The following is a 26,328-nucleotide window of genomic DNA, read 5'->3' on the forward strand; positions in this document are numbered from 1 at the left end:
GCTTCAGGCGGGCCTGTTCAGTGGGAAGCGGTGGCTCCGTTTGCGTCGGCGTCCGTTTTGGTGCCGCGGGTCCCGCCGTCGTCGTCAGTTTCGGTCCCAAAGTCCAACTCTTCCCGTAGCTGCCAGATGCCGTCAGCATCGTGCTCGTAGAGTCCCATGCTAACCACAGGGAAGGTGGCCTTGTAGCTTTCGAGCACCGTTTCGGCCTCATCGAGGCTCTCCGGGGCAACATCGTGGGCGATGGTGACATGGGGGTGGTAGGAGAACGGCAGTTCCCGTTGGAGTGGACCGGTTTGGAGTTTCTCGTGCAGGTCCACGCAGGCGTCGAAGCCCTCTTCAACCTTGATGTAGACCACCGGGGAGACTGGCCGGAAGGTCCCCGTGCCGGAGATGGTCACCATGAACGGGGCCTGGTTGCGCGCCACCTCGTGGACGTGGGCGCGGGTGGCTTCCCAGTCGTCGGTGGGGGTGGTGGTGACCAGCGTGATGTGGGCAGGGACCACCCCGGCCATCGGATCACCGAACGAAGCCCGCCACCGCTGCAGTTCCGCCGCGATGGCAGGCGGGAACCCCAGAATGACACCGACGCTCATTCCTTCGCTGACAGTCCTCGCGGCCCGCATCGCTCTAACGGACTCCGGCAAGGCGCAGCGAGGGCAGGAAACCCATCCGCTCGTAGACCTGGCTGAGCGTCACCGAGGCGATCTCGCGGGCACGTTCTGCGCCCCGGGCCAGCAGCCGGTCCAGCTCGGCCGGATCCGCCATCAGCTCGTTGGTGCGGTTCCGCAACGGCGTGATGAAGTCCACCATCACCTCGGCGAGGTCCACCTTCAGGTGGCCATACATCTTGCCCTGGTATTCGGCCTCGAGCTCCGCCACCGACTTGCCGGTCAGGGAGGAGTAGATGGTCAGCAGGTTGGAGACGCCCGGCTTCTGTTCGAGATCAAAGCGGATCTCCGTCCCGGTATCCGTCACCGCCGACTTGATGCGCTTGGCAGCGATCTTGGGGTCCTCCAGGAGCTGGATGGAGCCGTTGGGCGATTCCCCCGTTTTCGACATCTTGGCGGTGGGGTTCTGCAGGTCGTAGATCTTCGCGCTTTCCTTGAGGATGGTGGCCTCGGGCACGGTGAAGGTCTCGCCGAAGCGGGTGTTGAACCGCTGGGCCAGGTTCCGGGTCAGCTCCAGGTGCTGGCGCTGGTCCTCACCCACCGGCACCAGGTCGGTCTGGTACAACAGGATATCGGCGGCCATCAGGGTGGGGTACGCGAACAGTCCCAGTGTGGCGGCGTCGGCGCCGGCCTTCTGGGTCTTGTCCTTGAACTGGGTCATGCGGGAGGCTTCGCCGAACCCCGTGATGCAGTTCAGCGCCCACGCCAGCTGCGCATGCTCCGGGACGTGGGACTGGACGAAGAAAATGCTTTTGTCCGGGTCAATGCCCGCGGCGATGTACTGCGCCGCCACCACACGGGTGCGGTTGCTCAGTTCCGCCGGGTCGAAGTCCACGGTGATGGCGTGGAGGTCGGGGATGAAGAAGACGGCGTCGTAGGCGGACTGCATGTCCACCCAGTTGCGGACCGCGCCGATGTAGTTGCCCAGGTGCAGGGAGTCCGCTGTGGGCTTGGCGCCGGACAGGATGCGCTTGCGGCCGTGTGAGGGTGAGCTGGTCATTCGTTCGAACCTTAAGATTTAGAGCCGGTAGTCCACTACCAGCGGGGCATGGTCAGAGAAGCGCGTGTCCCACGAGGGCGCCCGGTCCACAACTGCCGAGAACGCGGCAGCGGCGAGGTCCGGGGTGGCCAGGTGGTAATCAATGCGCCAGCCGGTGTCGTTGTCGAACGCCTGGCCACGCTGTGACCACCAGGTGTAGGGGCCGTCCACGTCGCCTGCCAGGCCCCGGTGGACATCCTTCCAACCGATGTCCTCGCCGAAGAAGCGGTCAAAATAGGCGCGTTCGTCCGGCAGGAAGCCTGCCTTCTTGACGTTGCCCTTCCAGTTCCTGATGTCCCGTTCGGTGTGGCCAACGTTGAGGTCGCCAACCACCAGGGCGTGATCGCTGTGCTTGGTGAGCTCCGGCAGGCGGGTGCTCATGACATCCAGGAACCGGTACTTGTCCACCTGCTTGGGGGTTCCGACTTCGCCGGAGTGCACGTAGGCGCTGGCAACGGTCAGCTGGACGGGTTCTCCGCTGGCGTCCGTCAGCCGGAAATCGGCTTCCACCCAGCGGCCGGCGGTGGCGAAATAGTCATCGCCGATGCCGTTGCGGGTGTACAGGGGTTCTTCGCGGGACGCAATGGCGACGCCGGCGCGGCCTTTGGCTTCCGCCTCGGCGTGCAGGATGTGCCAGCCGTCGCCGAGCAACTGGCGGACAATCGCGTCAGGTGCCCGGACCTCCTGGAGGCAGAGAATGTCCACGTCGCGAGGCTCCAGCCAGGCCGCCATGCCGTTCTTATAGGCAGCCCGGAGGCCGTTGACGTTGACTGATGCGATGCGAAGGTGATCCTTCTTCAATGCCGAACTCACCCGCACCACTCTAGTCGATGATGGTTCCGCTGACCGGGTCCCCGGTGCTCCCGGCGGAGCGGATCATGTCCCGGGCGTTCGTTGCGGTGATTTCGATGGTCTCCAGCGCCCGGCGGATCGTGTCCTGGTCCGCGGCCTCCCCCTTGGCCCGTTCCTGCTCCACCACCCGGATCTGCACCTGCACGATCTTGAAGGAGTGGTCCAGCTTGAGGTCCCGGACCTCGTCCGCCCCGGTCCGCTCGGACACCACCCGGGTGCCGCCGTGGTCAGCAGAGGCCGACGACGGTGCGCGGCCGGCGGCGCTGTTAAAGGCGTTCTGGGCTTCCGTCAGTTTGGCGCCAGCCTTTTTGGCGGCCTTCTGGATGCTGAACACCACAAAGGCTGCCAGCGCGAGCCAGAAGCCGGCGATGACCGCCACAACCCAGCCCACGACGTCGTTCTGGTTGGCGGCGAAAATCACGGCAACCAGGAAGGCGATGATAAAAACCATCATCCCCGGGCCGCTGATCCGGAGCATGGAGAAGCCGCCCTTGGACCGGCCGGACGGAGAGTGAGGGTTACCCAGAGATCGCATGGGTCCATTGTCTCAAACGCCGCGGCACCCTTTGCGCACCTTCCACCCCCGGCGAACACCTCCCCTCCCCCAACTAAGTAGCAGCAGATGTCGTTTTGGGCGCTCAAAACGACATCTACTGCTACCCAGTTGGGCAGGGGCTACTTCAGGAACAGCTTCCGCAGCCGCACGGTGGTGAGCAGCATGCCCAGTGCGATCATCAGCAGGTAGTAGCCGACATGGATCGCGGTGGCCGGGGTAAACACGCCCACGCTGATCTGGCGCAGCAGCTCCACGCCGTGCCAGAGCGGCATGGCCTGGATGAGCCACTGGATGTACTGCGGGTAGACGCTGAGCGGGTAGAAGGTGGCGCTGAAGAGGAACATCGGCAGCATGATGAAGTTGATCCAGTCCATCTGCTGGAAGGTCTTCAGGAAGCTGGTGATGCCCATCCCCAGGCTGGCGAATCCGAAGGCGATGAGTAAGGATGCCGGAATCATCAGGATGGCCCAGGGCGTGGTGATCAAACCCATCAGCCCCATCACCGCGGTGAACCCGGCGGCATACATCAGGCCGCGCAGGAGCGCCAGGAAGATCTCGCCAAGTGCCACGTCGAGCGGGCCCAGGGACGTGTACAGCATGCCCTGGTAGAGCTTGGCGAAATTCATCTTGAAGAACACGTTCCAGGTGGAGTCGTACACCGCACCGTTCATGGCCGAGACGGCCAGCAGCGCCGGCGCGATGTAGGCGGCGTAGCTGATTTCCGTTCCGTCGGGCCCCTGTACGGCGCCCACAATGGCGCCCAGGCCCACGCCCATGGAGATCAGGAACAGCACAGGCTCAAAGAAGCCGGACAGCATGACCAGCCAGTTGGTGCTCCTGGTGGCCATCAGCCCGCGCGAGATCACGGCTTGGGCGTTGCGGGAATACAGCGGCCCGAACCTCCTGTTCCGCGCCTCCTCCGTGACGCTGTGGCCGGTGACGGTGCTCATTGGCCCAGCCTCCGGATGAACTGGCGCTTCGTGAGGACCCAGCCGAGTACCGTGAGGGCCACGAGCACCACAATGTGCACCAGGGTGAGGACCGGCGGTTCCTGGTAGCCGTAGCTGAAGACCCGGCCCAGTTCGGTGCCGTGCCAGATGGGTGAGATCCAGCCGATCCAGCGGACGGCCAGGGGCAGCGTGTCCAGCGGGAAGAACGTTCCGGAGAAGAGGAAGAGCGGCATCACGATGAAGCGCATCACCAGCGCGAACTGGCCCTTCTCATCCTTGATCGACGCCGAGTAGGCCATCAGCGGCAGGCCGAAGGCCAGCCCGGCGAGAGTGGCCACCGCGATGCCCACCCAGCCCCAGCCGGACGGCGAGGCGCCGAACCATGCCACGGCCGCGAAGTAGACGGCGGACTGCAGCAGCAGGCGGAGCGTCACAGCGATGATCTGCCCGGCGGCAATCTGTTGCGGGGTGAGCGGGGACGCGTGCGGCCCGTAATAGGTCCGGCGCCATTTGAACCCGTCCATCACGGGGAAGGTGAACTCGTTGGCAGCGGACATGACCGCGGCTGAAACCAGCAACGCCGGCGCAATGAAGGCCAGATAGCTGACCCCGCCGAAGGCTCCCGCATCCTCCGCGTCCACCAGCGCGGCCAGCCCCACACCCATGGCAAAGAGGTAGGCCACGGGTTGACCCACGCTGTACATGAGGATTGACCAGCCGTAGCCCTTCATGACGCGGAGGACCTGTTCGGCGTAGTAGAACGCACCCCAGCGGCGCGCCCTCGCCGCGGAGACCTCCGGTGCGTGAGCCCGCTCAGTCAACCAGGCTCCGGCCGGTAAGGCGCAGGAACACGTCCTCCAAAGACGACCGGCGCACCAAGGATGTCACCGGCCGGAGGCCACGGGAGGAAACCTGCTCAAGGGCGGCCTCGCCGTCGTGCGCGTAAATCAGCACCCGGTCCGGGAGTGCCTCGAGGCGTTCGCCGATCCCCTGGAGCTCCGGGCCGATGATGGCGTTTCGTTCGGAGCCGAACCGCAGCTCGAGCACTTCCCTGGTGGAGTGCTCGCGGATGAGCTGGGCGGGTGATCCCTCGGCCATGATCCTGCCCTTGTCCACCACGATCAGCCGATCGCACAGCTGCTCGGCTTCATCCATGTAGTGCGTGGTCAGGATCAGCGTGACGCCCTGCTCCTTGAGGCGGAACAGGCGGTCCCACAGGGTGTGCCGGGCCTGCGGGTCCAACCCGGTGGTGGGTTCGTCCAGCAGCAGGATGCGCGGTTCGTTGATGAGCGACCGCGCAATGGTCAGGCGCCGTTTCATGCCGCCGGACAGCGCGTCCACCTTGGACTTGGCCTTGTCCGTGAGCTGGGCGAACTCCAGCAGCTCGTCGGCCTTCGGCCGGAGATAGCTCATGGGCAGGCCGAAGTAACGGCCATAGACCAGCAGGTTGTCGCGGACCCTGAGCTCCTCGTCCAGGTTGTCCTGCTGCGGCACCACGCCCAGGAGCGCGCGGACTTCCGGCCCATGGCTGTCCGGGTCCAAACCCATGATGCTGAGTTTCCCGGACGTGCGCTGCGTGACCGCGCCGATCATCTTCATGGTGGTGGATTTGCCGGCCCCGTTCGGGCCGAGCAGGCCGAAGGACTCCCCTGCCGGCACGCTGAACGAAATCCCGTCGACGGCGGCGACGTCGCCGTAGGTCTTGCGCAGGTCCTCCGCGGCGATGACCGTTGCCTGCCGGGCGGGGAGGCCGTCGGAAGGTGTGGAGGACACGATGGCTTTGTTGCGCACCCTCCGCAGACTAGTCCGTCGTCGGATTCTGCGCCATCATTCCCGGCCGCACGCCCCGAAGCCGTGTGGTTCCGCGGCCCAGGGGTTTTTCCAGCCGAATGGTGGCGAAGAATCCGTCGGGCTGCTTGTCACCGCTGCTTGTCACCGCTGACTGTCACCGCTGCGCAGGACCTCAAGGCGCTGGCGGAACTCGGTTTCGTCGATCTCGCCGCGCGCGTACCGCTCCCGCACCACGCTTTCGGCTCCCTGGGTGGCAGTCCATTGGTGGTTCCGCCGCCAGGTCCGGCGGGCCACAAATATGAGCAGTCCGATGACCAGGAGCCAGAACAGCGGGAACAGCAGGAACCACGGCGAAAAACCGCCGTGCCACGGGCCATACACCACGGTGTCCGCCGGGACCTGTACGGCCGCGGTGGCCATCACACTGGTAAAGGAAGTCAACATCTCGATACTCCAGACTCTTCGTCGGAGCCGTCCTTCGGCTCCTTATCGAGTCTCGCTTCGCCGCCCCCGGAATGCGTCCGACGGCGGGAGTCACCTGGGTTGGGTTCCGTACTCCCCCGGGAGACCGGCGGATGCGCCGGAGGCGGCTTTCAGCCCGCCCAGCCCGGCCGCACCAGGCCGGACTCGTACGCCAGCACCACCAGCTGCACGCGGTCCCTGACCATCAGTTTGGTCATGATCCGCGATACGTGGGTTTTGGCGGTCAGCGGCGTGATGAAAAGGCGGTCCGCTATTTCGGCGTTGTTCAGGCCCTCGCCCACCAGTTGCAGCACTTCCCGTTCCCGCCCGGTGATGCCGTCCAGCACGGCGGGCCGCTCGGCCGCCCGTGAATGAACTGCCAGCTGGGCCATGATCCGCCGGGTGACGGACGGGGACAGGAGGGCGTCGCCGTCGTGCACCACACGGACGGCGCGCAGCAACTCGGCCGGCTCGGTGTCCTTGACCAGGAACCCGGCGGCGCCCGCCCGGACGGCCTCGGCAATGTATTCATCGAGCTCAAAAGTGGTGAGGATGACCACCCGCGTCCCCGCCAGCGAGGGATTGGCCAGGATCTGCCGTGTTGCCGCGAGGCCGTCGCCACCGGGCATGCGGATGTCCATCAGGACCACGTCCGGCCGGTGCTGCCCGGCGAGGCGAACGGCATCCTGGCCAGTGCCGCATTCGGCCACGACCTCCATGTCCGGTTCGGCGTCCAGCAGGGCCCGGAAGCCGGCGCGGATGAGTGTCTGGTCGTCGGCCAGCAGGACGTTGATCATACCGGTCCGCCGTTACCCCCGGCAGGGAGCGGGAAAACCGCGCGGACCCGCCAGCCCGCCCCGGCCGCACGCCCCGCTTCCAGCCTGCCCAGTTCCAGCCTGCCGCCCAACGCCGCCGCCCTCTCCCGCATCCCCGTGATGCCGTTGCCTTCCGGCACTCCGGCTGCGCCCGCACCGTCGTCGTCGATTGTCACTGACAGTTCCCCCTCCCCTAAGCGGATCACGACGGCGGCTGTCACCGCCCCGGAATGCCTCACCACATTCGTCAGCGCCTCCTGCACAATCCTGTACGCGGCCTCCTGGAGCTGGGGCGGCGCTTCCTCCGCGGCGGGGTCTATATCCAGGCGGACGTCCGGCCCTGCCCGGCGGGCGTTATCGGCCAGGGCCGGCATGCGGGAAATGGTGGGCCGCTGGGTAGGGCTGAGTGGAACATCCTCCCGGAGGACGCCGAGCAGCTGGCGGACCTCCGCCAGCGACTCCTTGCTCGCGGCTTTGATGGTTTCCAGGGCAGGCCGGAACTGCCCTGGGTCCTTCTCCCCCAGGTGCAGCGCGACAGAAGCCCGGACGTTGATCAGGGACAGCGAATGCGCCACCACGTCATGGATATCCCGGGCAAGGCCCAGCCGGTATTCGTCACGGGCAGCCTGTTCGGCGGCCTCACGCTGGCGGTGCCGTTCGGCCACCCGCTCACTTCGCAGACGGATGCCCTCACCGAACAGGACCAGGATGGCGAGCCAGGCGGCACCGGCGAAGGCCCGCAGCAGGCTGGCTTCATCGCCACTCAGGACCGCACCCAGCGTCACGGCACCAGCGCCCAGGCCAACAACTGTCCAGGCGAGTATCCGCTGTCCCGCCGATGCAGTGAGGACCAGGGCGACGGCGAAGGACAGGACCACCGGGCCCCACGCGTAGCCAAGGGCCAGGTACACCGCGGCGGCCGCCAGCGCGACCGGAAGCATTACCAGCGGCGCACGCCGGCGGAGGGTCAGGGAGGCCGGTCCCAGCAGCAGCAAGGCGAAGGCGAGGAGATCCAGGGGCCGGTGGTCCGGCTGACGGGCCGACGCAAAGACGGTGCCCACCACCTGGATCATGGCCACCAACACCACAATGACGGCGGTGGGTGGCCCCCGGAAACGGCGCTGCATGCTCCGAGCTTATGCCCCCGGCTGAGGAACGTCGTCTGCCTGACGACGTAGGGCGCCTACTCCTGGTGGAGTAGGCGCCCTACGGTGTACGCAACGGAGATCAGGCGATGCCCGGGCCGTCTTTCTGGGCCAATTGGCGTTCCGCGGCCTCGACCACGTTGGTCATCAGCAGCGCCACAGTCATGGGACCGACGCCGCCCGGGTTCGGCGAAATCCAGCCGGCCACCTCGGCGGCAGCAGGTTCGATGTCGCCGTGGACCTTGCTCTTGCCCGTCTCAGAATCGGTTTCACGCGTGACACCAACGTCGAGCAGGGCAGCACCCGGCTTGACGTCCGCGGCCTTGACGATGTGCTTGACACCCGCGGCGCCCACAATGACGTCCGCCTGCCGCAGCAGCTCGGAAAGGTTCTTGGTACCCGTGTGCGTCAGCGTTACGGTGGCGTTCACGGACCGGCGGGTGAGCAGCAGGCCGATGGTCCGGCCGACCGTGACACCGCGCCCGACCACCACGACGTGCTTGCCGGCGAGGCTGTAGCCATTGCGTTCCAGGAGCTCGATGACGCCGCGGGGCGTGCACGGCAACGGCGAGGTGATCTCGCCGCTGACGTTGAGAACCAGCCGGCCAAGGTTGGTCGGGTGCAGGCCGTCGGCATCCTTGGCGGGGTCAATCCGCTCCAGGATGGCGTCCGTATCCAGATGCTTGGGCAGCGGCAGCTGCACAATGTATCCGTGGCAGGCAGGGTCCGCATTGAGTTCGTCAATGAGCGCCTCAACCTGGGCCTGGGTGGCATCCGCGGGCAGCTCACGCTGGATCGAGTTCATCCCGATCGCCACGGATTGCTTGTGCTTCATGGACACGTACAGCTGGGAAGCCGGGTCCGCGCCCACAAGCACGGTAGCTATGCCGGGAGTAACGCCACGGGCATTCAGTACGGCGACACGCTCGGCGAGCTCGGACTTGATGGCGGCGGCGGCCGCCTTGCCGTCAAGGATCTTGGCGGTCTCAGTCGCTTTTGCAGTCACGGATCACCACTGCTCGTGCTGCGGGTACAGCGGGAAGTCGGCGGCGAGCTTGTCCACGCGGGACTGCAGGGCCTCTACGTCCGTGGCGGAACCGGCCTTCAGGGCGGTGGCGATGATCTCGGCCACCTCGGTGAATTCCGCTGCGCCGAAGCCGCGGGTGGCCAGGGCGGGGGTGCCGATGCGCAGGCCGGAGGTGACCATCGGCGGACGCGGGTCGAACGGAACGGCGTTGCGGTTGACCGTGATGCCCACGGAGTGCAGGAGGTCTTCTGCCTGCTGGCCGTCGAGCTGCGAGTTGCGCAGGTCAACCAGGACCAGGTGGACGTCGGTTCCGCCGGTGAGGACCGAGACGCCGGCTTCGGCGACGTCGGCCTGGTTGAGCCGGTCCGCGATGATCTTGGCGCCTTCGAGGACGCGCTCCTGGCGTTCCCTGAACTCCTCGGTGCCCGCAATCTTGAACGCCACGGCCTTGGCTGCGATGACGTGCATCAGCGGGCCGCCCTGCTGGCCCGGGAAGACGTTGGAGTTGATCTTCTTGGCCCACTCCTGCTTCGCCAGGATCACACCGGAGCGCGGACCGGCGAGGGTCTTGTGCACGGTGGAGGTGACGACGTCGGAGTGCGGCACCGGGCTCGGGTGCAGGCCTGCTGCGACCAGGCCGGCGAAGTGCGCCATATCGGTCCAGAGCAGCGCACCCACCTCGTCGGCGATGGAGCGGAAGGCTGCGAAGTCCAGGTGGCGGGGGTACGCTGACCAGCCGGCGATGATGACCTGCGGCTTCTCGGCGATGGCCTGCTCGCGCAGCTTGTCCATGTCCACGCGGAAGTTGTCTTCCTCCACCTGGTAGGCAGCCACGTTGTACAGCTTGCCGGAGAAGTTCAGCTTCATGCCGTGGGTCAGGTGGCCGCCGTGGGCCAGGGACAGGCCCAGGATCTTGTCGCCCGGGGTGATCATGGCGGACAGTGCTGCGGCGTTGGCCTGCGCACCGGAGTGCGGCTGGACGTTGGCGTATTCGGCACCGAACAGTGCCTTGACGCGGTCGATGGCCAACTGCTCGGCGATGTCCACATATTCGCAGCCACCGTAGTAGCGGCGGCCCGGGTAACCCTCGGCGTACTTGTTGGTCAGGACCGAGCCCTGGGCTTCCATCACGGCGCGCGGCGCGAAGTTTTCGGAGGCGATCATTTCCAGGGTGCCGCGCTGGCGGCCAAGTTCCTGGTCGAGGACTGCAGCGATTTCGGGATCCAGCTCGGCCAGCGACTGGTTGCTGACGGCGGCTGTTGTGGTGGCGGTAGTAGTCACGAAAACTCCTGGCTAGGGATACGGGCACTGCTAAGGTCAGGCTACCGGCTGGCGCGCACAACCGCCCCTAAATGACAGGGCGTGAAAGTGCGGGAAAGTGGCTGTTTCCCTCAGGGTTGCAGCACTTGTCCGGCAAGACATGACCCTCGGCCCAGGCGTACGATCCGTGGTCTTCGTGATTGCCGCTCCCTGGTGGTTAAGCCACCCAACGCCAGTTGCGACCTGCCAAGACTACCAAAACCTTCGGTGGCGCGCGGGTAGGCTGGTAAGCGTGAGTGATGAGCAGCTGAACCAGTCGTATGTTGTAACCCTGTCCTGCCCGGACCGCCCCGGAATCGTCCACGCCGTGGCCGGCGCCCTGCTGGTAGCCGGCTGTAATATTTTGGACTCACAGCAGTACGGCAGCCCCGCCACCGGCAACTTCTTTATGCGCGTGGAAGCCACGACGACGGCCTCCCGGGCCGAGCTCAAGGCCGCCCTTGAACCGGTGGTGGCGGCCTTCGGCATGCAGTGGAGCCTGAACGCCGTCGGCCAGAAAGTGCGGACCCTGCTGATGGCCAGCACCTCGGCGCACTGCCTCAACGACATCCTCTTCCAGCAGCGCTCCGGCACCCTGCCGATCGAAATCCCCGCCATCGTCTCGAACCACCGGGACCTCGCCGGCCTTGCCGAGTTCTACCGCATTCCGTTCCACTACATCCCGGTCACGCCGCAGACCAAGGCGGAAGCCGAGGACAAACTTCGTGCCCTCATGGCCGAACACGACATCGAACTCACCGTGCTGGCCCGCTACATGCAGATCATTTCCGATGACCTCTGCGCGGAGCTGACCGGCAAGGCCATCAACATTCACCACTCGTTCCTGCCCTCCTTCAAGGGCGCCAAGCCGTACCACCAGGCCCATGCGCGCGGGGTGAAGCTGATAGGCGCCACCGCCCATTACGTCACGGCCGCCCTGGACGAGGGCCCCATCATTGAGCAGGAAGTCATCCGGGTGGACCACGCCCGGACCCCGGAACAGTTTGTGCAAATGGGCCGGGACGTCGAGGGCCGGACACTGACCCAGGCAGTCCAGTGGCACGCCGAGCACCGGGTGCTGCTGGATGGCAACCGGACCGTGGTCTTCAACTAGCAGCCACCTCCTGACCCGGTGCGGCGCAACGACATGGAGCATCCGGCGGCACCCGGGCGGGACGCGGAGCGCGGCCGGTTCATCAGCCTCCTCAAGGCGGAAGGCCGGCACAACGTCCTGGAAGTCGACGCCGGCCAGGGCCTTGACGGTGTGCAGTTTGTCCGCGCCGGCATCCATTACACGGGAGTGGACCCCTCCGAAGAGAACGTCCATCTGGCCCGCGCCAGGGACCTGGACGTCACCGTGGCAGATGCGCGGGACCTGCCCTTCGCGGACGGAACGTTCTCTTCCGCCTGGACCACAAGCACGCTGCTGCACAGTCCCGGTACCGACATCGACGCCGTCCTGCGCGAACTGGTTCGCGTGACGGCACCCGGGGCGCCCATCGCCGTCGTACTTTCGTCAGGTGGGGATGACGACCCTGCCCGGACGCCGCACCACCACTTCCTGCTTCTCCGCACCCCCTCCTCCCCAACGTAGCTCGATGTCCTAGGCTTGGCCGTATGGCTCCTCTTCACACTTTCGCCGGCCATGCTCCGGCCGTCCACGAAACCGCGTTCATCGCCCCCACCGCGTCCATCATCGGCAACGCCTCCCTCGCCCAGGACTCCAGCGCCTTCTACGGGGTATCCGTCCGGGCCGACACGGCGGCGATCATGGTGGGCCGGGGCAGCAACCTGCAGGACAACGTGGTGCTGCATGCTGACCCGGGATTCCCCTGCACCATCGGCGCCGGGGTCAGCGTGGGGCACGCGGCGGTGGTGCATGGCTGCACCGTGGAGGATGACTGCCTGATCGGCATGGGCGCCACGGTACTGAACGGCGCGATCATCGGCACCGGCTCGCTGGTGGCGGCCGGCGCCGTGGTTCTGGAGGGGACTGTTGTGCCGCCCCGCTCGCTGGTGGCAGGTGTCCCGGCCAAGGTGCGGCGCGAACTCACCGACGAGGAGTTCGAGGGCGTGAAACAGAACGCCGCGCGCTACGTGGAACTGGCCCGCGCTCACCGGGACCTGCATGGCTAGGTTACTCCTACTTGCGTTAACTTCTTGACCGCAACTGCCAGAGTAGGGCAATCTTCTTTCTATGTCCCCCACACCGCGCTCGACGAAGAGCAGGCCAAAAAATCCGGGGTCCCAGTCCGCCCTCAGGCAGCTGAACCAGCAGCGGATCATCGAGACCCTGATGAGCGGCCCGTCAACCCAGGCCGAGCTAGCCCGGCAGACCGGGCTGTCCACCGCCACGGTCTCCAACATCGTCAAAATCATGCAGGACGCAGGTCTGGCGTCCACCGAGCCGACCACCAGCTCCGGCCGCCGGGCGCTCAACGTCCGGCTCAACAGCAACGGCGCCGTGGCGGTGGGGATCGACTTCGGGCGGCGACATCTCCGGGTAGTCCTTGCATCGCTGAGCTACCACGTCATCGCGGAAGAATCAGTACTGCTTCCCCTCGGCCACCAATCTGATGAAGGCATCCGGGCTGCTGTCCTGCTGCTGGACAAACTCCTGGCGGAAAGCGGCGTGGACCGCACCGCCGTGGTGGGTGCCGGCGTCGGGATCCCTGGCCCCATCGACCGCCGGACGGGCACCGTGGCCCAGGGTGCCATCCTCCCGGAATGGGTGGGCATCAACATCCTCCAGCACCTGGAGGAAACTCTTGAGATGCCCGTATTCGTTGACAACGACGCCAATCTGGGCGCCTGGTCCGAGGTGACGTGGGGACCCCATACGGGGATCAGCAACCTAATGTTCCTCAAGATCGGATCGGGCATCGGCGCGGGCCTGATCCTCAACGGGGCCCCCTATTACGGCACGGTGGGAATCACCGGCGAAATAGGCCACGCCACCATCCACGAGCACGGCCTCGTCTGCCGGTGCGGTAACCGCGGCTGCCTGGAGACCATCGCCTCCACCACCACAATGATCGAACTGCTGGGCCGTGGGGAGGACCCGCCCCTGAGCCCTGCGGACATCGTGCGGAAGGCCCTTGCACGGGACTCCGCCACACTGCGCGTGGTGGACGACGCCGGCCTGGCCGTGGGGCGCGCCCTGGGCAACGTGGCCAACCTGATCAACCCGGAAGTGATCGTGGTGGGTGGCCCACTCGCGGGGCTTGGCGAGTTGCTGCTTGATCCGATCAGGCGGGGCCTGATCCGGCACGCCGTGCCCGTGGTCGGTGAGACCACCACCTTGACAATGTCCTCACTGGGGGACCGTGCGGAAGCCCTGGGTGCCGCCGCACTGGTGTTCCAACACGCGGGGATCCGCCGCAGCTAGACCAATCTGTTATCCATCCAATTGCGTTAAAGACTTGACGACAACCGCCGTGATCAAGTTTACTTTTTCATCAGACGCCCCTGCGTTTTGCCGGGCGGACAAAGAAGTCATGCATTGGAGGCGTAAGGGCAAATGACGTCCCACACCACGCAAACTGACCCGCCGGTTATTCTGGAGATGCGTTCCATCACCAAGGAATTTCCCGGCGTCAAAGCACTGTCCGAAGTAAGCCTCCTGGTCAAGGCCGGTGAGATCCACGCCATCTGCGGCGAAAACGGTGCCGGCAAGTCCACACTGATGAAGGTGCTCTCCGGGGTCTACCCCTATGGCACCTACGACGGCGACATCATCTATCAGAATGAGGTCCAGCAGTTTAAGGACATCCGGGCCAGCGAGGCCGCCGGAATCGTGATCATCCACCAGGAGCTGGCACTGATCCCGGAGCTGTCCATCATGGAGAACATCTTCCTGGGCAACGAACCCACCAAACGCGGCGTCATCAACTGGGGCGAGGCGCGCCTGAGGTCCACCGAGCTGCTGGCGAGGGTGGGTCTCCGCGAGGATCCGGACACCCCCATCAAGGAAATCGGCGTCGGCAAGCAGCAGCTCGTGGAAATCGCCAAAGCGCTGAACAAGTCCGTGAAGTTGCTCATCTTGGACGAGCCCACTGCCGCCCTGAACGAATCCGACTCGCAGCACCTGCTGGATTTGATGCTCGGCCTGAAAGGCAAGGGCATCACCTCGATCATCATTTCCCACAAACTCAATGAGATCGAACAGATCGCGGACGAGATCACCATCATCCGCGATGGAAAATCCGTTGAAACGCTCAACATCGTCAAGGACGGTGTGGACGAGGACCGGATCATTAAGGGGATGGTCGGCCGCTCGCTCGAGTCGCGCTTCCCCGAGCACGTCCCAGAGATCGGCGACGTGCTTTTCGAAGTCCGAAACTGGACAGTCGGGCACCCCCAGGTCGCAGACCGGCTGGTCTGCAAGAACTCGAACTTCACGGTCCGGCGTGGTGAGATTGTCGGTTTCGCCGGGCTGATGGGCGCAGGCCGGACGGAACTGGCCCGCTCACTGTTTGGGCGCTCCTACGGGAACTTCATTTCCGGCCAGGTCTTCAAGAACGGCAAGGAAATCCACATCCGGAACGTTCCCCAAGCCATCAAAGCCGGACTGGCCTACGTCACCGAAGACCGCAAGAGCCTGGGCTTGAACCTCCTGGACGACATCAAGACCACCACAGTCTCGGCCAATCTTAAGGCCATCACCAAGGGCCTCGTGGTGGACAAACGCAAGGAATTCACGGTGGCCGAGGGGTACCGCAAGAGCCTGCGCACCAAGGCACCCACGGTCAACGAAGGCGTGGCCAAGCTCTCCGGCGGAAACCAGCAGAAAGTAGTGCTGGCCAAATGGATGTTTACGGATCCTGACCTGCTGATCCTGGACGAACCCACTCGTGGAATTGACGTCGGCGCCAAGTACGAGATCTACGGCATCATCCAGCAGCTGGCCCAGCAAGGAAAGGGAGTCATCGTGATCTCCTCCGAGCTGCCCGAGCTGCTCGGGCTTTCGGACCGGATCTACACCATCTTCGAAGGTGCCATAACTGGCGTGCTGGACAAAGAACACGCAAGCCAGGAAAGCCTGATGCGCCTGATGACTTCAGCCAACCGCAACGGCACCCCTGCCGCCCCCACTGCACAAACCGCATAAGCCCGAGGACGGAACACTATGAATGCACTCAAAAGGATTTTCGGCGGTGACACCCGCCAGTTCGGCATGATCATTGCCCTCGTGGCACTTGTGCTGTTCTTCCAGCTATTTACGGGCGGCAAGGTCCTGACGCCGACCAACATGATCAACCTGTTCAACGGCAACTCCTACATCCTGGTCCTGGCCATTGGCATGGTGCTGGTCATTATCGCCGGCCACATCGACCTTTCCGTGGGCTCCGTCGCGGCGGCGGTGGGCATCGTGGTGGCAATCGCCATGCGGGACTGGGGAATCCCTTGGTACCTGGGCATCGTCCTAGGCTTGGTATTGGGCGCCGTGATCGGAGCCTGGCAAGGCTTCTGGGTTGCCTACGTAGGAATTCCCGCCTTCATCGTCACCCTGGCCGGCATGCTGCTGTTCCGTGGGGCCAACCAGTTTGTGGGCAAGTCCCTCACCGTTCCCGTGCCGGAGGAATTCCGTGCCATGGGTGCAGGCTTCCTGCCGGAAATTGGCGATTTCGCCCGCTACAACGCCCCCACGGTCATTCTCGGCTTCCTGTTGATCGCGTTCGTGGTCTTCTCTGAGTTCCGCAACCGCCGCATCGAGGCGCGCACAGGTGCGACGCCGGATCCGATCTGGGTGCCAATCACCCGGCTCGTACTGCTGGCAGGCGCCGTCCTCTATGTCACGTGGCTCTTCTCGACCGGCCGCTACGGAACCTCGTTCCCTGTCTCCGGCCTGATCCTGGTGGGGCTGGTGGCGATCTACGTCTTCATTACCACCAAAACCGTCCTTGGCCGCCACGTCTATGCCGTGGGTGGCAATCGCCATGCCGCAGAACTCTCTGGCGTGCAATCCAAGAAGGTCAACTTCCTGGTCATGATGAACATGTCCATCCTCGCGGCACTGGCCGGCATGATGTTCGTTGCCCGGTCCACCAGTTCCGGCCCGGCCGACGGTGTTGGCTGGGAGCTTGACGCCATTGCTGCCGTCTTCATTGGTGGCGCCGCCGTCAGCGGCGGCGTCGGCACCGTCATCGGCTCCATTGTGGGTGGCCTCGTGATGGCCGTCCTGAACAACGGTCTCCAGCTGCTCAGTGTCGGAGCTGACATGCAGTCGATCATCAAGGGCCTGGTCCTCCTGATCGCGGTCGCCATCGACGTCTACAACAAGAGCCAGGGACGCCGGTCCCTCATCGGGATGATGATGAACGGACTCCGTACCAACCAGCCGCCCACCACGGACAAGGAAATCTCCAAAACCTCCGAGATCATCACGCCGGCAGAACCTGCCGAAACCTCCAAATAGACCGCGACGGCGGCCGGCTCCCCCGGCCGCCTAGGACCCAGAAAGAGAAAATCACATGCGAAAAATCGCAAAGACCCTGACCGTCCTCGCGGCCGTCGCAACACTCTCCCTGACAGGGTGCGGCAGGTCCGACGTCGACGCTGAAGCGGCCAAGGCGGGCACGGCCCTGTCTGGCTTCCCACAGGACTCCGTGATCGGCGTTGCCCTCCCCAAGAAAACCAGCGAAAACTGGACGCTAGCAGAGAAACTGTTCAACGATGGCCTCACCGCCTCGGGATTCAAGGCAAACGTGCAGTTCGCCAACAACGGTGTTTCAGAGCAGCAGAACCAGATCTCCACGATGATCACCTCCGGTGCCAAGGTGATTGTGGTGGGCGCGGTGGACGGTGCCCAGCTGGGCACGCAGCTCCAGCAGGCCAAGGACGCCGGTGCGGTCATCATCGCGTACGACCGCATGTTGACCAATACCAAGGCCATTGACTATTACGTCGCCTACGACAACTTCAAGGTTGGCGAGCTGCAAGGCCAGGCATTGCTGGAAGGAATGCAGGCGAAGAAGGCAGGTCCGTACAACGTGGAACTCTTCGCAGGTTCGCCGGACGATGCCAACTCGAAGGTGTTCTTTGACGGCGCCATGAGCGTCCTGCAGCCGAAGATCGACGACGGCACGCTGAAGGTTGTTTCAGGCCAGGCTGACTTCCAGAGGGCGGTAACGCAGGACTGGAAGCCGGAAAACGCCCAGCGCCGCATGGATGCCCTGCTCTCCGGCAGCTACGCGTCCTCTGAACTGGACGGCGTCCTGTCCCCGAACGACACGCTGGCGCGGGCCGTCATCACCTCCATCAAGAGTGCCGGCAAGTCCGTCCCTGTTGTAACCGGGCAGGACTCCGAGGTGGAATCCGTGAAGTCCATCATGGCCGGTGAGCAGTACTCCACCATCAACAAGGACACCCGCAAGATCGTTGAGCACACCATCACCATGGTTAAGGACCTCCAGCAGGGCCTTGCTCTGGAAATCAACGACAACCGCAACTACAAGAACGAGTTCAAGCGGGTTCCGGCGTACCTGTTGCCGCCGGCCATCGTCACCGCGGCCAATGTGAAGACGGCCTACGTGGACGATCCGGTCCTCGGCCCGATCACCAAGTAGGCCCGTTCACCAAGTAGGACCGTTCACCAAGTAACCTGCACCAAGTAACCTGCACCACCGGGCCCCGGCCCGCCGGCAACGGCGGACCGGGGCCTTTTGCTGTCCCCTCCAGACGCTCTCTCACTTAATGCACGTTTTCCGGCAACGCTCTCTCACTTAATGCGGGAAATTTTCGAACGCTCTCGCACTCGTGGATTCACAGCCCACGCATAGGAACGCCACCGCAGGTGCACAGCAGCGCTCAGCAGTGTGGGAGCAGAGGCCCGCACCAGGCAGGCCATGTCCCGAGGAGTACAGTGAGCGTCCTTGCCCGGAGTGTTGGCAACGCCTTTAGAAACAAAGTCCGAACAGCTGCGGTGGTAGCGGTCCTGGCCGTTGCCATCGGACTTGCGCTGTCCATGCTGGTGGCCAATCAGGCCGTCGGCGCGAAAGTCCAGGAGCTGAATGCCTCCGTGGGAACCGTCCTGACCGTCAACCCCGCTGGCGGCCAGGGCTTCGAAGGCGGCGGCGAACCGCTGACGGCCGGGCAGGCCGCAACCGCAGCCGCCGTCCCCAACGTGAGCTCCGTCGTCGGGACCAGCTCCCTGCGGCTGCGGAACGGCACCGAGGCGGCGGCGCAGGCAGCCGCGCAGGCGGCAACCGGCACGCAGACCGGCCCCGGCGGCGGGCAGGGAGGCGCGGGCGGCCCCGGCGGCGCATCCGCGGCCACCCTGACCACCAGCCTCACCGCCGCCATTGATGCCGGCACGCTGGGCGGCCGGAACCAGGCCGCCAACGGCACCACGGGGTCCACCGGCACCACCGCGGCGCAGCCGGCCCGCTCGCTTCCCATCACCGCCACCGGCACCGGCGGCGAAGTGGACAGCACCGGCAAGGCCCTGACCATCACCGAGGGCACCGGCCTGGGCGACTACACGGCTGAATCCGCCAACGCCCTCCTGGGCACCACCCTGGCCGAGAAGAACAGCCTCACCGTCGGGTCCACTTTCACCATCAATAACCAGACGTTTACCGTGGCTGGCCTGTTCGACGCCGGAACCACGTTTGGCAACAACGCCCTCTACGTCACCCTGCCCACGGCCCAGACCCTCGCGGAACTCCCCGGCGAACTGTCCTCCATGATCGTCACGGTCAACAGCCTGGACAACGTCGAATCCGCCAAAACCGCGCTCCAGTCGGCACTTGGCACGGACACCGCCGACGTCACCCAGGGCCAGAACCTCGAATCCGCCGTCAGCTCCCTCGGCAGTGTCAAGAACATCTCATTCATCGCCTTCGTCGCGGCCCTCGGCACCGCCGGACTGATCATCCTGCTGATCATGGTGATGCTGGTCCGCGAGCGCCGGCGCGAAATCGGCGTCCTGAAGGCGATCGGCGCACCCAACCGCACCATCGGCCTGCAGTTTGTGCTGGAAGCGCTGGTACTCGTGGCCATGGGCAGCGTGGTGGGTGCCGCCGTCGCGTCCTTTGCCAGCGGTGGCATCGCTTCCGCGCTGATCAGCACCAACACGAGTACGACGACGGCGACCACCGTCGGTCGCGCGGCTGGCGGTCCGGGCGGAGCCGGCTTCCCCGCCGGCGGAGCGGGAATGCCTGGCGGCGGCGGGTTCCCCGGCGGGAATCCGCTGGGCGGGGCGTCACAGTTGCTGACCTCGGTCACGGCGAGCGTCTCCCCCGGCGTCATCGCCGCCGGCATCGCCGCGGTGTTCGGTGTGGCCATCATCGGCGCGCTGGTCCCGGCGCTGCTCACCGCGCGCATCCGTCCCATCGAAGTCCTGCGAGGAGAATAACCATGATTGAAGTCAAGAACCTGGTCCGCACTTTCAACTCCGGCGACCGCACCATCAAACCCGTCAACGACGTCAGTTTTGTCCTTGAGCAGGGCACCCTGGCGTCCATTGTGGGCAAGAGCGGCAGCGGCAAAAGCACCCTGTTGTCCCTCCTCGGTGCGCTGGACAAACCCACCAGCGGAGACGTCGTCGTAAACGGCGTAAGCCTGGCCCGAATGCCGGACGGCAAGCTGACCGAGTACCGGCGCCGGGACATTGGTTTTGTGTTCCAGCAGTTCAACCTCATCCCGAACCTCTCCGCGGTGGACAACGTGATGCTCCCCATGGAGTTCGCCGGCGTCCGCAAGGCCGAGCGGCTGCAGCGGGCAAAGGATCTGCTGGAGCAGGTCCAGCTGGACCCGGAGAAGCAGGCGCGGCGCATCAACCGGCTCTCCGGCGGCGAGCAGCAGCGCGTGGCGATTGCCCGTGCGCTGGCCAACGAACCGAAGCTGATCCTCGCGGACGAGCCCACCGGCAACCTCGATGAGCAGACGGGTGACCACATCATCGCGCTGCTCAGCGCGCTCAGCCGTGACCACAACACCACCATCCTGGTGGTGACGCACGACAGGGCACTGGCCAACAAGACGGACCGTCGCTTCAGGCTCCAGCAAGGCAGGCTCACGGAAGAACCGGTCCGGGCCATGGTCTGACGTATGGGCTGTTCGGGGTGAGAGGATGGGCACCATGAGCGCGCCAATTGCCACGCCGTGGTTGTCCAGCCAGCCTGACCAGGACCCCCGGTCCGCCACCGGAAAGCCGTTGCGCTGGGGCGTCATCGCCACCGGCGGTATTGCCCGTTCGGTGTCGCGGGACCTGGCGCTGCTGGCGGACGCCGAGCTCTACGCCGTCAGTTCCCGCGGCCGGGACACGGCGGAGAGCTTCGCCGCCGCTTACGATTTCGCCCGGGCCTACTGGGACGACGGCGGCGTCTCCGGCTACCATCATTTGCTGGCCGACGATACGGTGGACGTCGTCTACGTCGCCACGCCGCACGCACAGCACCACCAGATCGTGCTTGCGGCGCTGAATGCCGGCAAGCACGTCCTGTGCGAAAAGGCCTTCACCATCAACGCACGTGAGGCCAGCGAGCTTGTGGCCGTGGCGCGTGAGCGGAAGCTCTTCCTGATGGAGGCCATCTGGAGCCGGTTCCTGCCGGGGATGCAGCGGGTCTTCGAGATCGCCGCATCCGGCGAACTGGGTGATGTTCACTGGGTGACTGCCGACCTGGGCTTCCCCGCCCCGTACTCCCCGACCTCACGGCTGTGGGCGCGGCAGGACGGCGGCGGTGCCCTCCTGGACATCTCGGTGTACCCGTTGCTGTGGGCCGTGGGGACGCTGGGGTTCCCCCAAACGGTCAGTGCCACAGGGTTCATTAACGACGACGGCGTGGACGCCCAGAATGCGTTGACGCTCGGCTACAACCACGGTGCCCAGGCCCAGCTGACGTCCTCGCTCCTGGCGTTTGGCCCCCGGACTGCCACAGTGGCGGGAGGCCTGGGCTACCTGCAGAGCGTGGGCTCCATCAACAATCCGCGGGAACTGGTGATCGGCGTCGGCCTTGGCGAGCTGCGCACGGAACCGTTCGACGTCGTGGGCCTCGGCTACACCTACGAGCTCCGCGAGGTGACGCGCTGCATCCAGCACGGCCTCACTGAAAGTCCGGTCATGCCGTTGGAGGATTCGCTCAAGACCATGCGTCTCTTTGACGGGGTCCGCGGGCAGCTGGGGGTCAGCTACCCGAACGATGCCCACTAACCGAGGGTCAGCTGGCAACACGGCAGATTAGTAAGTTTGCTTTATTTATTTTCCGGTTTCCCTAGACTCGCTGCAAGGTGCGGTCTTAGGCTGTAGCCATCGTTCGGTCTCAACGGTATGTACTGGGGGTGGTACGCGTGGCAAAGGTTCGTTCGCCATGGCGTCTGCTCCGGCCGCTTTTCCTCGCAGGAGCGGTCACCGCCACCTGGCTGACACTTTCTTCGTCCGCGGCAATGGCGGACACTTCCACGGAATCCGGCTCCGTGCTGGGCGGGGTCACGTCCTCCGTCTCATCGCTGACGGCCCCGCTGACCGGTGTCACTCCCCCCGTCGACGCCAAGTCCCCCGTTGCCTTTGCTGCTCCCGCCGCGCCGGCGGCCACGCCCACCGGACTCCTGCAGCCGTTGGCTGGCAGCCTGGCAAACACCACTGATCAGGTCGCGGCAGCCGTCCCCGTTGTGGGAAGCATTGTTCCTTCAGGAACAGTCTCCACTGTGGCCGTTCCCCTTGCCGCCGCTGCCGATGGCGCCGTGACCGGCCTTGTCGACGTGGCCGTGCCTCCGCTCGTCGAAGCCGTTCCCGTTCTTGAACCCGTTGTGCAGCCTGTTGCCGACCTCGTAACGGGCGCAACTCCCCTGCCTGCTGTGCTGCCCGGTGTTCCGGATGCTTCAGGCGATCTGCCCGAGGCGTTGGCGTTGGACACGGCAGCGCCAACTACGGGCTCTGCTGTGACGCGCTCTGCTGTATCGGCGCACGCCGTTCCGGACCATGCCGCAACTGCCGTCGATGCGGTCATAGGTTCTTCACGAGCATCGCTGGCCCATACAGGTTCCCCCGCCGCAGGAACACCCGGCGCATCTCTTCATCAAGCTGCCACGCATGCACCGGTGACTGAGGACCCGTCGCCCTCGAGGGTTCCGGCACCGGCAGCTCCTGGTTCGGGCGCGGGAGGCGGCGCATCGCCGTCCGGCCCGTCAGGCGCTGCCGCCTGGCTCAATGACTTTGAACTTAACCTGCCGTTCTCGGGCACCCACCCGATCACTGGAACATCCGAGCATGCCCCCGCACCGGTGTCATTCGACCCCGGTTCCTCTCCTGACTAGTTGAGCCCCTCTGCCTTCTTCATGGCAGAACACGGCCATCGGGTTGCTGCAATGCCGCCCACATCAACTTTTCAGGAGACAACCATCATGCATTCCAACCTTCGCAGAGGGCTGCTTGGCACCCTCTTTGCCGGCGGGCTCTTAGCCTTCGGCGCCACCGCAGCCAGCGCAGCGGACACAACCAGCGGACAGGACCTTACGGCCTCCGCACTGGTCTCAGCGGCGACATCCGCAAACACGACGACGTTGGGCCTGCTGGGTGGCTCAACGCAGTCGGACACCACGGATGTCGCCGCTGCGCTCGACGTCAACCTGAACCTCGGGGACGGCCTCCTCGGTGGCACCAACGGCACCACCACTGACAACGGCGGCACCACCGCCGATGTCGCAGCCGCAGCCGACGTCAGCATTGGCGGCACCGACGGCACCACTGACGGCGGCACCACCGCCGACGTCGCGGCCGCAGTCGACGTCAACCTCGGCGGCACCAACGGCCTCCTCGGCAACAGTGATACCGCTGCCGACGTCGCAGCCGCAGTCGACGTCAACCTCGGCGGCACCAACGGCCTCCTCGGCAACAGTGATACCGCTGCCGACGTCACGGCCGCAGTCGACGTCAACCTCGGCGGCACCAACGGCCTCGCCAGCGGCACCAGCAGCACCACCGACGGCGGCACCACCGCCGTCGTCGCGGCCGCAGTCGACGTCAACCTCGGCGGCACCAACGGCACAACCGACGGTGGAACCACCACCGACGGCGGCACCACCGCCGACGTCGCGGCCGCAGTCGACGTCAACCTCGGCGGCCCCAACAGCACCACCGACGGCGGCACCACCGCGGACGTCGCGGCCGCAGTCGACGTCAACCTCGGCGGCACCAACGGCCTCCTCGGCAACACCAACAGCACCACCGACGGCGGAACCACCACCGACGTCGCGGCCGCAGTCGACGTCAACCTCGGCGGCACCAACGGCCTCCTCGGCAACACCGATGGCGGCTTGGATGCCGCAGTCGATCTCGGTCTGGGCCTGGACGCCTCCGGGCCTTTGAATGACTCTGGCGTGGGTGTCGGTGGTTCGGTAATCATCGGCGGATCCACGGATGGCGCCGAGACTCCGGGCACGACGGATCCGGGCACCACAGACCCGGGCACCACGGATCCCGGCACAGGCACGACGGGTGGCACGGACACCCCGGCTGACGGAACGGATACCCCGGGCAACGGAACGAACACAGCTGACACTTCAGGGTCGGCAACAACGGGCATCACCGTAGCTCCTGCCGGAACCATCACCGGTGTCGCAACAACGGGAGAAGCAGCAGCCGCAGGTGCTGCGGCAGCAAGCTCACCCACGCAGGGTGGCAGCGAAACGCTGGCCAAGACAGGTCTTGACGCCTCACTGATCCCGGTCGCGCTGATCCTCCTGGTGGCCGGCGTGCTGCTGCTGCTCAGGCGCCGCCGGACCTCCTAAGGTCCTTCCCCCAGAGGAACCTGGGACACACGAACCGATCCCTTCGCCGAATGACCGTTCGCGCTACACGTGAGCGGCCCTGAAAGGAGGTGGGCCACCGCAGAGCCCCATTACCAGCACTCATCCTTGTTACCGAGGGTCCGGCTGGGAAGTCCCTACAACTTCCCAACCGGGCCGTCGGTGTGCGCCGCGAGCAATGCACAGTAGCCTTAGCTTCACGGTTCGCCGGTATAATTTGTCGTACAACAGTGCCGCAGCGCACACCGGGAGGAACGGGTCATGGGGGCGGAATCGCCTAGCTCCATCAAGGATGAAGTGGTCGGCGGACGGTACCGTTTGGGTGAGGTGATTGGCCGCGGCGGCATGTCCACCGTCTACTGTGCCCATGACGAAAACCTAGGCCGGGACGTGGCCCTGAAGCTTTTTGCTCCGCAAGCCCCCGATGCAGACGAGCTGAAACGCCAGGAAGCGGAAGTCCAACTTCTCGCCACGCTCAACCATCCAAGCCTGGTCACCCTGTTCGACGCCGGAATCGACACCCGGCTGCCGGACGAACCGAGGCCGTTCCTGACCATGGAACTGGTGGACGGGCAGGACCTTCGCAGCCGCATCAGGCATAGCCCCGTCCCCCTCGATGAGCTCGCCGTGATCGGGGCCGGCATTGCCGACGCACTGGCCTACGTTCACGGCTTGGGCATCATCCACCGCGACATCAAGCCCGGCAACATCCTGTTGGTACAGATCCGACCGGGCGAACCCCTGCGGCCCAAGCTGACAGACTTCGGCATAGCCAGGATCGAGGACTCAACACGACTCACCGCCACCGGAACCATGGTGGGCACCGCGGCGTACCTCAGCCCGGAGCAGGCCCTGGGCTCGCCGCTGACTCCCGCCACGGACATCTACTCCTTCGGGCTCGTCCTGCTGGAGTGCATCAAGCAAACAGTGGAGTTCCCGGGCAACGCTGTCGAGTCTGCCGTGGCAAGGCTGCACCGAGCGCCCGAAATACCGGACGATCTCCCTTCCGAATGGGCTGACCTGATCCGCTCCATGACGGCAATCGAACCCCTGGAGCGTCCTGCCGCTGCCGACGTCGAAACTGTGCTCCGCCAGGCATTGGTCTCGCCGGCATCCACTCCCGGGGAACTCGCGCCGGAGACCACCCGCGTGCTCCCGGCCATGCCTTTCAGGCCGCCCTCCATCGCCGTCACCGCCGAATCTGAGCTGCCCCGCGTGCACAGCCGGGGAAGGCGTTTCTGGCTCGCCGTTATTGTGGGGCTTCTCGCCGTCGTGGCTGCCGCGACGGCACTGACCGTCAGCCTCGCCGCACAGCAAACGCCCGACGTCGTCCCCTACCGCACAGTCACCGGCAGCTTGGGCGACCATCTCCAGGAACTGCAGAAAAGCGTGGAACCATGACAGTAGAGCGGAACCCCGGCCGGGGCCGCGGCGCCTTCCGCTGCATGTCAGCGGCAGCGGCGGCCCTCATGCTGTCGGGCTCCCTGGCAGCATGCGGCCCTGCGGACTCGGGCCTGAAACAGGACACCGCGGCGCAACTCCAGCAGCGCGTCCTCACCGTCAGCCAGGCGGCCGCGGGCAATGACCCCACCGGCGCCCTGACCGCTTTGGCAGCCCTCGAGGCGGACCTGGCAGCAGCGACCAGCAACGGGAAGGTGTCCGACGACCGCCGGCGGTCGATAGTAACCGCGGTTGCGGCCGTCCGCGCAGACCTGAATGAAGCCGTGGCAACGGCCGCAGCCGCCGCGAAAAGTGCCGAAGATGCCGCCGCGGCGCAACGGCAGGCCGAAGCGGATGCCGCCGCTGCAGAGGCCAACAGCGTCGCCCCGGCCCCCGTGGCACCTGCCCCGGCGCCCGCCGACAACAAAGACAACAAAGGCAACAACGGAAAGGGCAAGGGCAAGGACGGCTAGGGTCACCATGCTTGATCCTGCACCCGCATCCTGGACCCGCCAACAACAAAGCGCGGCGCCCC

General features: G+C 65.5%; 26 protein-coding genes and 1 riboswitch. Of the genes, 14 read left to right on the forward strand and 12 right to left on the reverse strand.

All coding sequences use genetic code 11. The features are described from left to right. Positions 1-17 precede the first annotated feature (17 nt). The 12 genes from IAQ70_RS02610 to glyA all read right to left on the reverse strand — a co-directional run bounded on the left by IAQ70_RS02610 (position 18) and on the right by glyA (position 10,586). Positions 18-623, reverse strand: coding sequence for a 2'-5' RNA ligase family protein (locus IAQ70_RS02610; protein WP_190987753.1), 606 nt, complete (start codon positions 621-623; stop codon positions 18-20). A gap of 4 nt (positions 624-627) precedes the next feature. After that, the gene (trpS, locus tag IAQ70_RS02615) at positions 628-1,668 is read right to left on the reverse strand and encodes a tryptophan--tRNA ligase (protein ID WP_190987754.1); all 1,041 of its coding nucleotides are present in this window, start codon (positions 1,666-1,668) and stop codon (positions 628-630) included. Between the two features lie 18 nt (positions 1,669-1,686). Continuing rightward, on the reverse strand, positions 1,687-2,520 hold the full coding sequence (locus IAQ70_RS02620) for an exodeoxyribonuclease III (protein WP_190987755.1): 834 nt from the start codon (positions 2,518-2,520) through the stop codon (positions 1,687-1,689). Positions 2,521-2,530: 10 nt separating this feature from the next. Further along, on the reverse strand, positions 2,531-3,094 hold the full coding sequence (locus IAQ70_RS02625) for a hypothetical protein (protein WP_190987756.1): 564 nt from the start codon (positions 3,092-3,094) through the stop codon (positions 2,531-2,533). Between the two features lie 140 nt (positions 3,095-3,234). Continuing rightward, positions 3,235-4,065, reverse strand: coding sequence for an ABC transporter permease (locus tag IAQ70_RS02630; protein ID WP_190987757.1), 831 nt, complete (start codon positions 4,063-4,065; stop codon positions 3,235-3,237). Beyond that, a complete protein-coding gene (locus tag IAQ70_RS02635; protein WP_190987758.1) occupies positions 4,062-4,886 on the reverse strand; it encodes an ABC transporter permease in 825 nt (274 codons plus the stop codon). The genes IAQ70_RS02630 and IAQ70_RS02635 overlap by 4 nt, the downstream gene beginning before the upstream one ends. Further along, the gene (locus IAQ70_RS02640) at positions 4,879-5,838 is read right to left on the reverse strand and encodes an ABC transporter ATP-binding protein (RefSeq protein WP_190987759.1); all 960 of its coding nucleotides are present in this window, start codon (positions 5,836-5,838) and stop codon (positions 4,879-4,881) included. The genes IAQ70_RS02635 and IAQ70_RS02640 overlap by 8 nt, the downstream gene beginning before the upstream one ends. Before the next feature lie 159 nt (positions 5,839-5,997). Next, positions 5,998-6,300, reverse strand: coding sequence for an SHOCT domain-containing protein (locus IAQ70_RS02645; RefSeq protein WP_223858730.1), 303 nt, complete (start codon positions 6,298-6,300; stop codon positions 5,998-6,000). Positions 6,301-6,449: 149 nt separating this feature from the next. Further along, positions 6,450-7,115 (reverse strand): response regulator transcription factor, encoded by a 666-nt coding sequence (locus IAQ70_RS02650; RefSeq protein ID WP_190987760.1) that lies wholly within the window; start codon positions 7,113-7,115, stop codon positions 6,450-6,452. Next, on the reverse strand, positions 7,112-8,260 hold the full coding sequence (locus tag IAQ70_RS02655) for a sensor histidine kinase (RefSeq protein ID WP_190987761.1): 1,149 nt from the start codon (positions 8,258-8,260) through the stop codon (positions 7,112-7,114). Before IAQ70_RS02655 ends, IAQ70_RS02650 begins: the two co-directional genes overlap by 4 nt. A gap of 100 nt (positions 8,261-8,360) precedes the next feature. After that, positions 8,361-9,284 carry a bifunctional methylenetetrahydrofolate dehydrogenase/methenyltetrahydrofolate cyclohydrolase gene (locus IAQ70_RS02660; protein WP_190987762.1) on the reverse strand — a complete coding sequence of 308 codons (924 nt, stop codon included), beginning with the start codon at positions 9,282-9,284 and terminating at the stop codon, positions 8,361-8,363. 3 nt (positions 9,285-9,287) lie between these two features. After that, positions 9,288-10,586, reverse strand: a complete 1,299-nt coding sequence (glyA, locus tag IAQ70_RS02665) for a serine hydroxymethyltransferase (RefSeq protein ID WP_190987763.1) — start codon at positions 10,584-10,586, stop codon at positions 9,288-9,290. 142 nt (positions 10,587-10,728) lie between these two features. Beyond that, a riboswitch (ZMP/ZTP riboswitch) is annotated at positions 10,729-10,815 on the reverse strand. 42 nt (positions 10,816-10,857) lie between these two features. Here glyA and purU point away from each other — a divergent pair. The 14 genes from purU (at position 10,858) to IAQ70_RS02735 (ending at position 26,266) form a co-directional block, all read left to right on the forward strand. Further along, the gene (gene purU, locus IAQ70_RS02670) at positions 10,858-11,718 is read left to right on the forward strand and encodes a formyltetrahydrofolate deformylase (RefSeq protein WP_190987764.1); all 861 of its coding nucleotides are present in this window, start codon (positions 10,858-10,860) and stop codon (positions 11,716-11,718) included. A 33-nt stretch (positions 11,719-11,751) separates the two neighbouring features. Then, entirely contained in the window at positions 11,752-12,198 is a 447-nt protein-coding gene (locus tag IAQ70_RS02675; protein ID WP_190987765.1) for a class I SAM-dependent methyltransferase, read from the forward strand. A 23-nt stretch (positions 12,199-12,221) separates the two neighbouring features. Beyond that, positions 12,222-12,740: a gamma carbonic anhydrase family protein gene (locus IAQ70_RS02680; RefSeq protein ID WP_190987766.1), complete on the forward strand. Its 519-nt coding sequence runs from the start codon at positions 12,222-12,224 to the stop codon at positions 12,738-12,740. Positions 12,741-12,801: 61 nt separating this feature from the next. Continuing rightward, the gene (locus IAQ70_RS02685; RefSeq protein ID WP_190987767.1) at positions 12,802-13,992 is read left to right on the forward strand and encodes an ROK family transcriptional regulator; all 1,191 of its coding nucleotides are present in this window, start codon (positions 12,802-12,804) and stop codon (positions 13,990-13,992) included. A gap of 132 nt (positions 13,993-14,124) precedes the next feature. Beyond that, positions 14,125-15,714 (forward strand): multiple monosaccharide ABC transporter ATP-binding protein, encoded by a 1,590-nt coding sequence (gene mmsA / locus IAQ70_RS02690; protein ID WP_190987768.1) that lies wholly within the window; start codon positions 14,125-14,127, stop codon positions 15,712-15,714. Between the two features lie 18 nt (positions 15,715-15,732). Continuing rightward, a complete protein-coding gene (mmsB, locus tag IAQ70_RS02695; protein WP_190987769.1) occupies positions 15,733-17,022 on the forward strand; it encodes a multiple monosaccharide ABC transporter permease in 1,290 nt (429 codons plus the stop codon). A 55-nt stretch (positions 17,023-17,077) separates the two neighbouring features. Further along, positions 17,078-18,172 (forward strand): substrate-binding domain-containing protein, encoded by a 1,095-nt coding sequence (locus IAQ70_RS02700; RefSeq protein ID WP_190987770.1) that lies wholly within the window; start codon positions 17,078-17,080, stop codon positions 18,170-18,172. Between the two features lie 296 nt (positions 18,173-18,468). Then, entirely contained in the window at positions 18,469-19,962 is a 1,494-nt protein-coding gene (locus tag IAQ70_RS02705) for an ABC transporter permease (protein WP_190987771.1), read from the forward strand. A 2-nt stretch (positions 19,963-19,964) separates the two neighbouring features. After that, positions 19,965-20,654: an ABC transporter ATP-binding protein gene (locus IAQ70_RS02710; protein ID WP_190987772.1), complete on the forward strand. Its 690-nt coding sequence runs from the start codon at positions 19,965-19,967 to the stop codon at positions 20,652-20,654. Between the two features lie 34 nt (positions 20,655-20,688). Next, positions 20,689-21,759 (forward strand): Gfo/Idh/MocA family protein, encoded by a 1,071-nt coding sequence (locus IAQ70_RS02715; RefSeq protein WP_190987773.1) that lies wholly within the window; start codon positions 20,689-20,691, stop codon positions 21,757-21,759. A 137-nt stretch (positions 21,760-21,896) separates the two neighbouring features. Continuing rightward, positions 21,897-22,862 (forward strand): hypothetical protein, encoded by a 966-nt coding sequence (locus IAQ70_RS02720; protein ID WP_190987774.1) that lies wholly within the window; start codon positions 21,897-21,899, stop codon positions 22,860-22,862. Positions 22,863-22,949: 87 nt separating this feature from the next. Beyond that, on the forward strand, positions 22,950-24,335 hold the full coding sequence (locus IAQ70_RS02725; protein WP_190987775.1) for a hypothetical protein: 1,386 nt from the start codon (positions 22,950-22,952) through the stop codon (positions 24,333-24,335). Positions 24,336-24,614: 279 nt separating this feature from the next. Beyond that, positions 24,615-25,754, forward strand: a complete 1,140-nt coding sequence (locus IAQ70_RS02730) for a serine/threonine-protein kinase (protein WP_190987776.1) — start codon at positions 24,615-24,617, stop codon at positions 25,752-25,754. Beyond that, positions 25,751-26,266 (forward strand): hypothetical protein, encoded by a 516-nt coding sequence (locus tag IAQ70_RS02735; protein WP_223858732.1) that lies wholly within the window; start codon positions 25,751-25,753, stop codon positions 26,264-26,266. The genes IAQ70_RS02730 and IAQ70_RS02735 overlap by 4 nt, the downstream gene beginning before the upstream one ends. Positions 26,267-26,328 lie beyond the last annotated feature (62 nt).

The organism is Pseudarthrobacter sulfonivorans (assembly GCF_014712225.1).
Lineage (GTDB): Bacteria > Actinomycetota > Actinomycetes > Actinomycetales > Micrococcaceae > Arthrobacter > Arthrobacter sulfonivorans.

What these genes read in the sequence shown, in the direction of transcription:
- IAQ70_RS02610 (WP_190987753.1), bottom strand. Translation starts at nt 623, where the DNA reads ATGCGGGCCGCGAGGACTGTCAGCGAAGGAATGAGCGTCGGTGTCATT.
- trpS (WP_190987754.1), bottom strand. Translation starts at nt 1,668, where the DNA reads ATGACCAGCTCACCCTCACACGGCCGCAAGCGCATCCTGTCCGGCGCC.
- IAQ70_RS02625 (WP_190987756.1), bottom strand. Translation starts at nt 3,094, where the DNA reads ATGCGATCTCTGGGTAACCCTCACTCTCCGTCCGGCCGGTCCAAGGGC.
- IAQ70_RS02630 (WP_190987757.1), bottom strand. Translation starts at nt 4,065, where the DNA reads ATGAGCACCGTCACCGGCCACAGCGTCACGGAGGAGGCGCGGAACAGG.
- IAQ70_RS02645 (WP_223858730.1), bottom strand. Translation starts at nt 6,300, where the DNA reads ATGTTGACTTCCTTTACCAGTGTGATGGCCACCGCGGCCGTACAGGTC.
- IAQ70_RS02650 (WP_190987760.1), bottom strand. Translation starts at nt 7,115, where the DNA reads ATGATCAACGTCCTGCTGGCCGACGACCAGACACTCATCCGCGCCGGC.
- IAQ70_RS02655 (WP_190987761.1), bottom strand. Translation starts at nt 8,260, where the DNA reads ATGCAGCGCCGTTTCCGGGGGCCACCCACCGCCGTCATTGTGGTGTTG.
- IAQ70_RS02675 (WP_190987765.1), top strand. Translation starts at nt 11,752, where the DNA reads ATGGAGCATCCGGCGGCACCCGGGCGGGACGCGGAGCGCGGCCGGTTC.
- IAQ70_RS02680 (WP_190987766.1), top strand. Translation starts at nt 12,222, where the DNA reads ATGGCTCCTCTTCACACTTTCGCCGGCCATGCTCCGGCCGTCCACGAA.
- IAQ70_RS02685 (WP_190987767.1), top strand. Translation starts at nt 12,802, where the DNA reads ATGTCCCCCACACCGCGCTCGACGAAGAGCAGGCCAAAAAATCCGGGG.
- mmsA (WP_190987768.1), top strand. Translation starts at nt 14,125, where the DNA reads ATGACGTCCCACACCACGCAAACTGACCCGCCGGTTATTCTGGAGATG.
- mmsB (WP_190987769.1), top strand. Translation starts at nt 15,733, where the DNA reads ATGAATGCACTCAAAAGGATTTTCGGCGGTGACACCCGCCAGTTCGGC.
- IAQ70_RS02700 (WP_190987770.1), top strand. Translation starts at nt 17,078, where the DNA reads ATGCGAAAAATCGCAAAGACCCTGACCGTCCTCGCGGCCGTCGCAACA.
- IAQ70_RS02710 (WP_190987772.1), top strand. Translation starts at nt 19,965, where the DNA reads ATGATTGAAGTCAAGAACCTGGTCCGCACTTTCAACTCCGGCGACCGC.
- IAQ70_RS02715 (WP_190987773.1), top strand. Translation starts at nt 20,689, where the DNA reads ATGAGCGCGCCAATTGCCACGCCGTGGTTGTCCAGCCAGCCTGACCAG.
- IAQ70_RS02725 (WP_190987775.1), top strand. Translation starts at nt 22,950, where the DNA reads ATGCATTCCAACCTTCGCAGAGGGCTGCTTGGCACCCTCTTTGCCGGC.
- IAQ70_RS02730 (WP_190987776.1), top strand. Translation starts at nt 24,615, where the DNA reads ATGGGGGCGGAATCGCCTAGCTCCATCAAGGATGAAGTGGTCGGCGGA.
- IAQ70_RS02735 (WP_223858732.1), top strand. Translation starts at nt 25,751, where the DNA reads ATGACAGTAGAGCGGAACCCCGGCCGGGGCCGCGGCGCCTTCCGCTGC.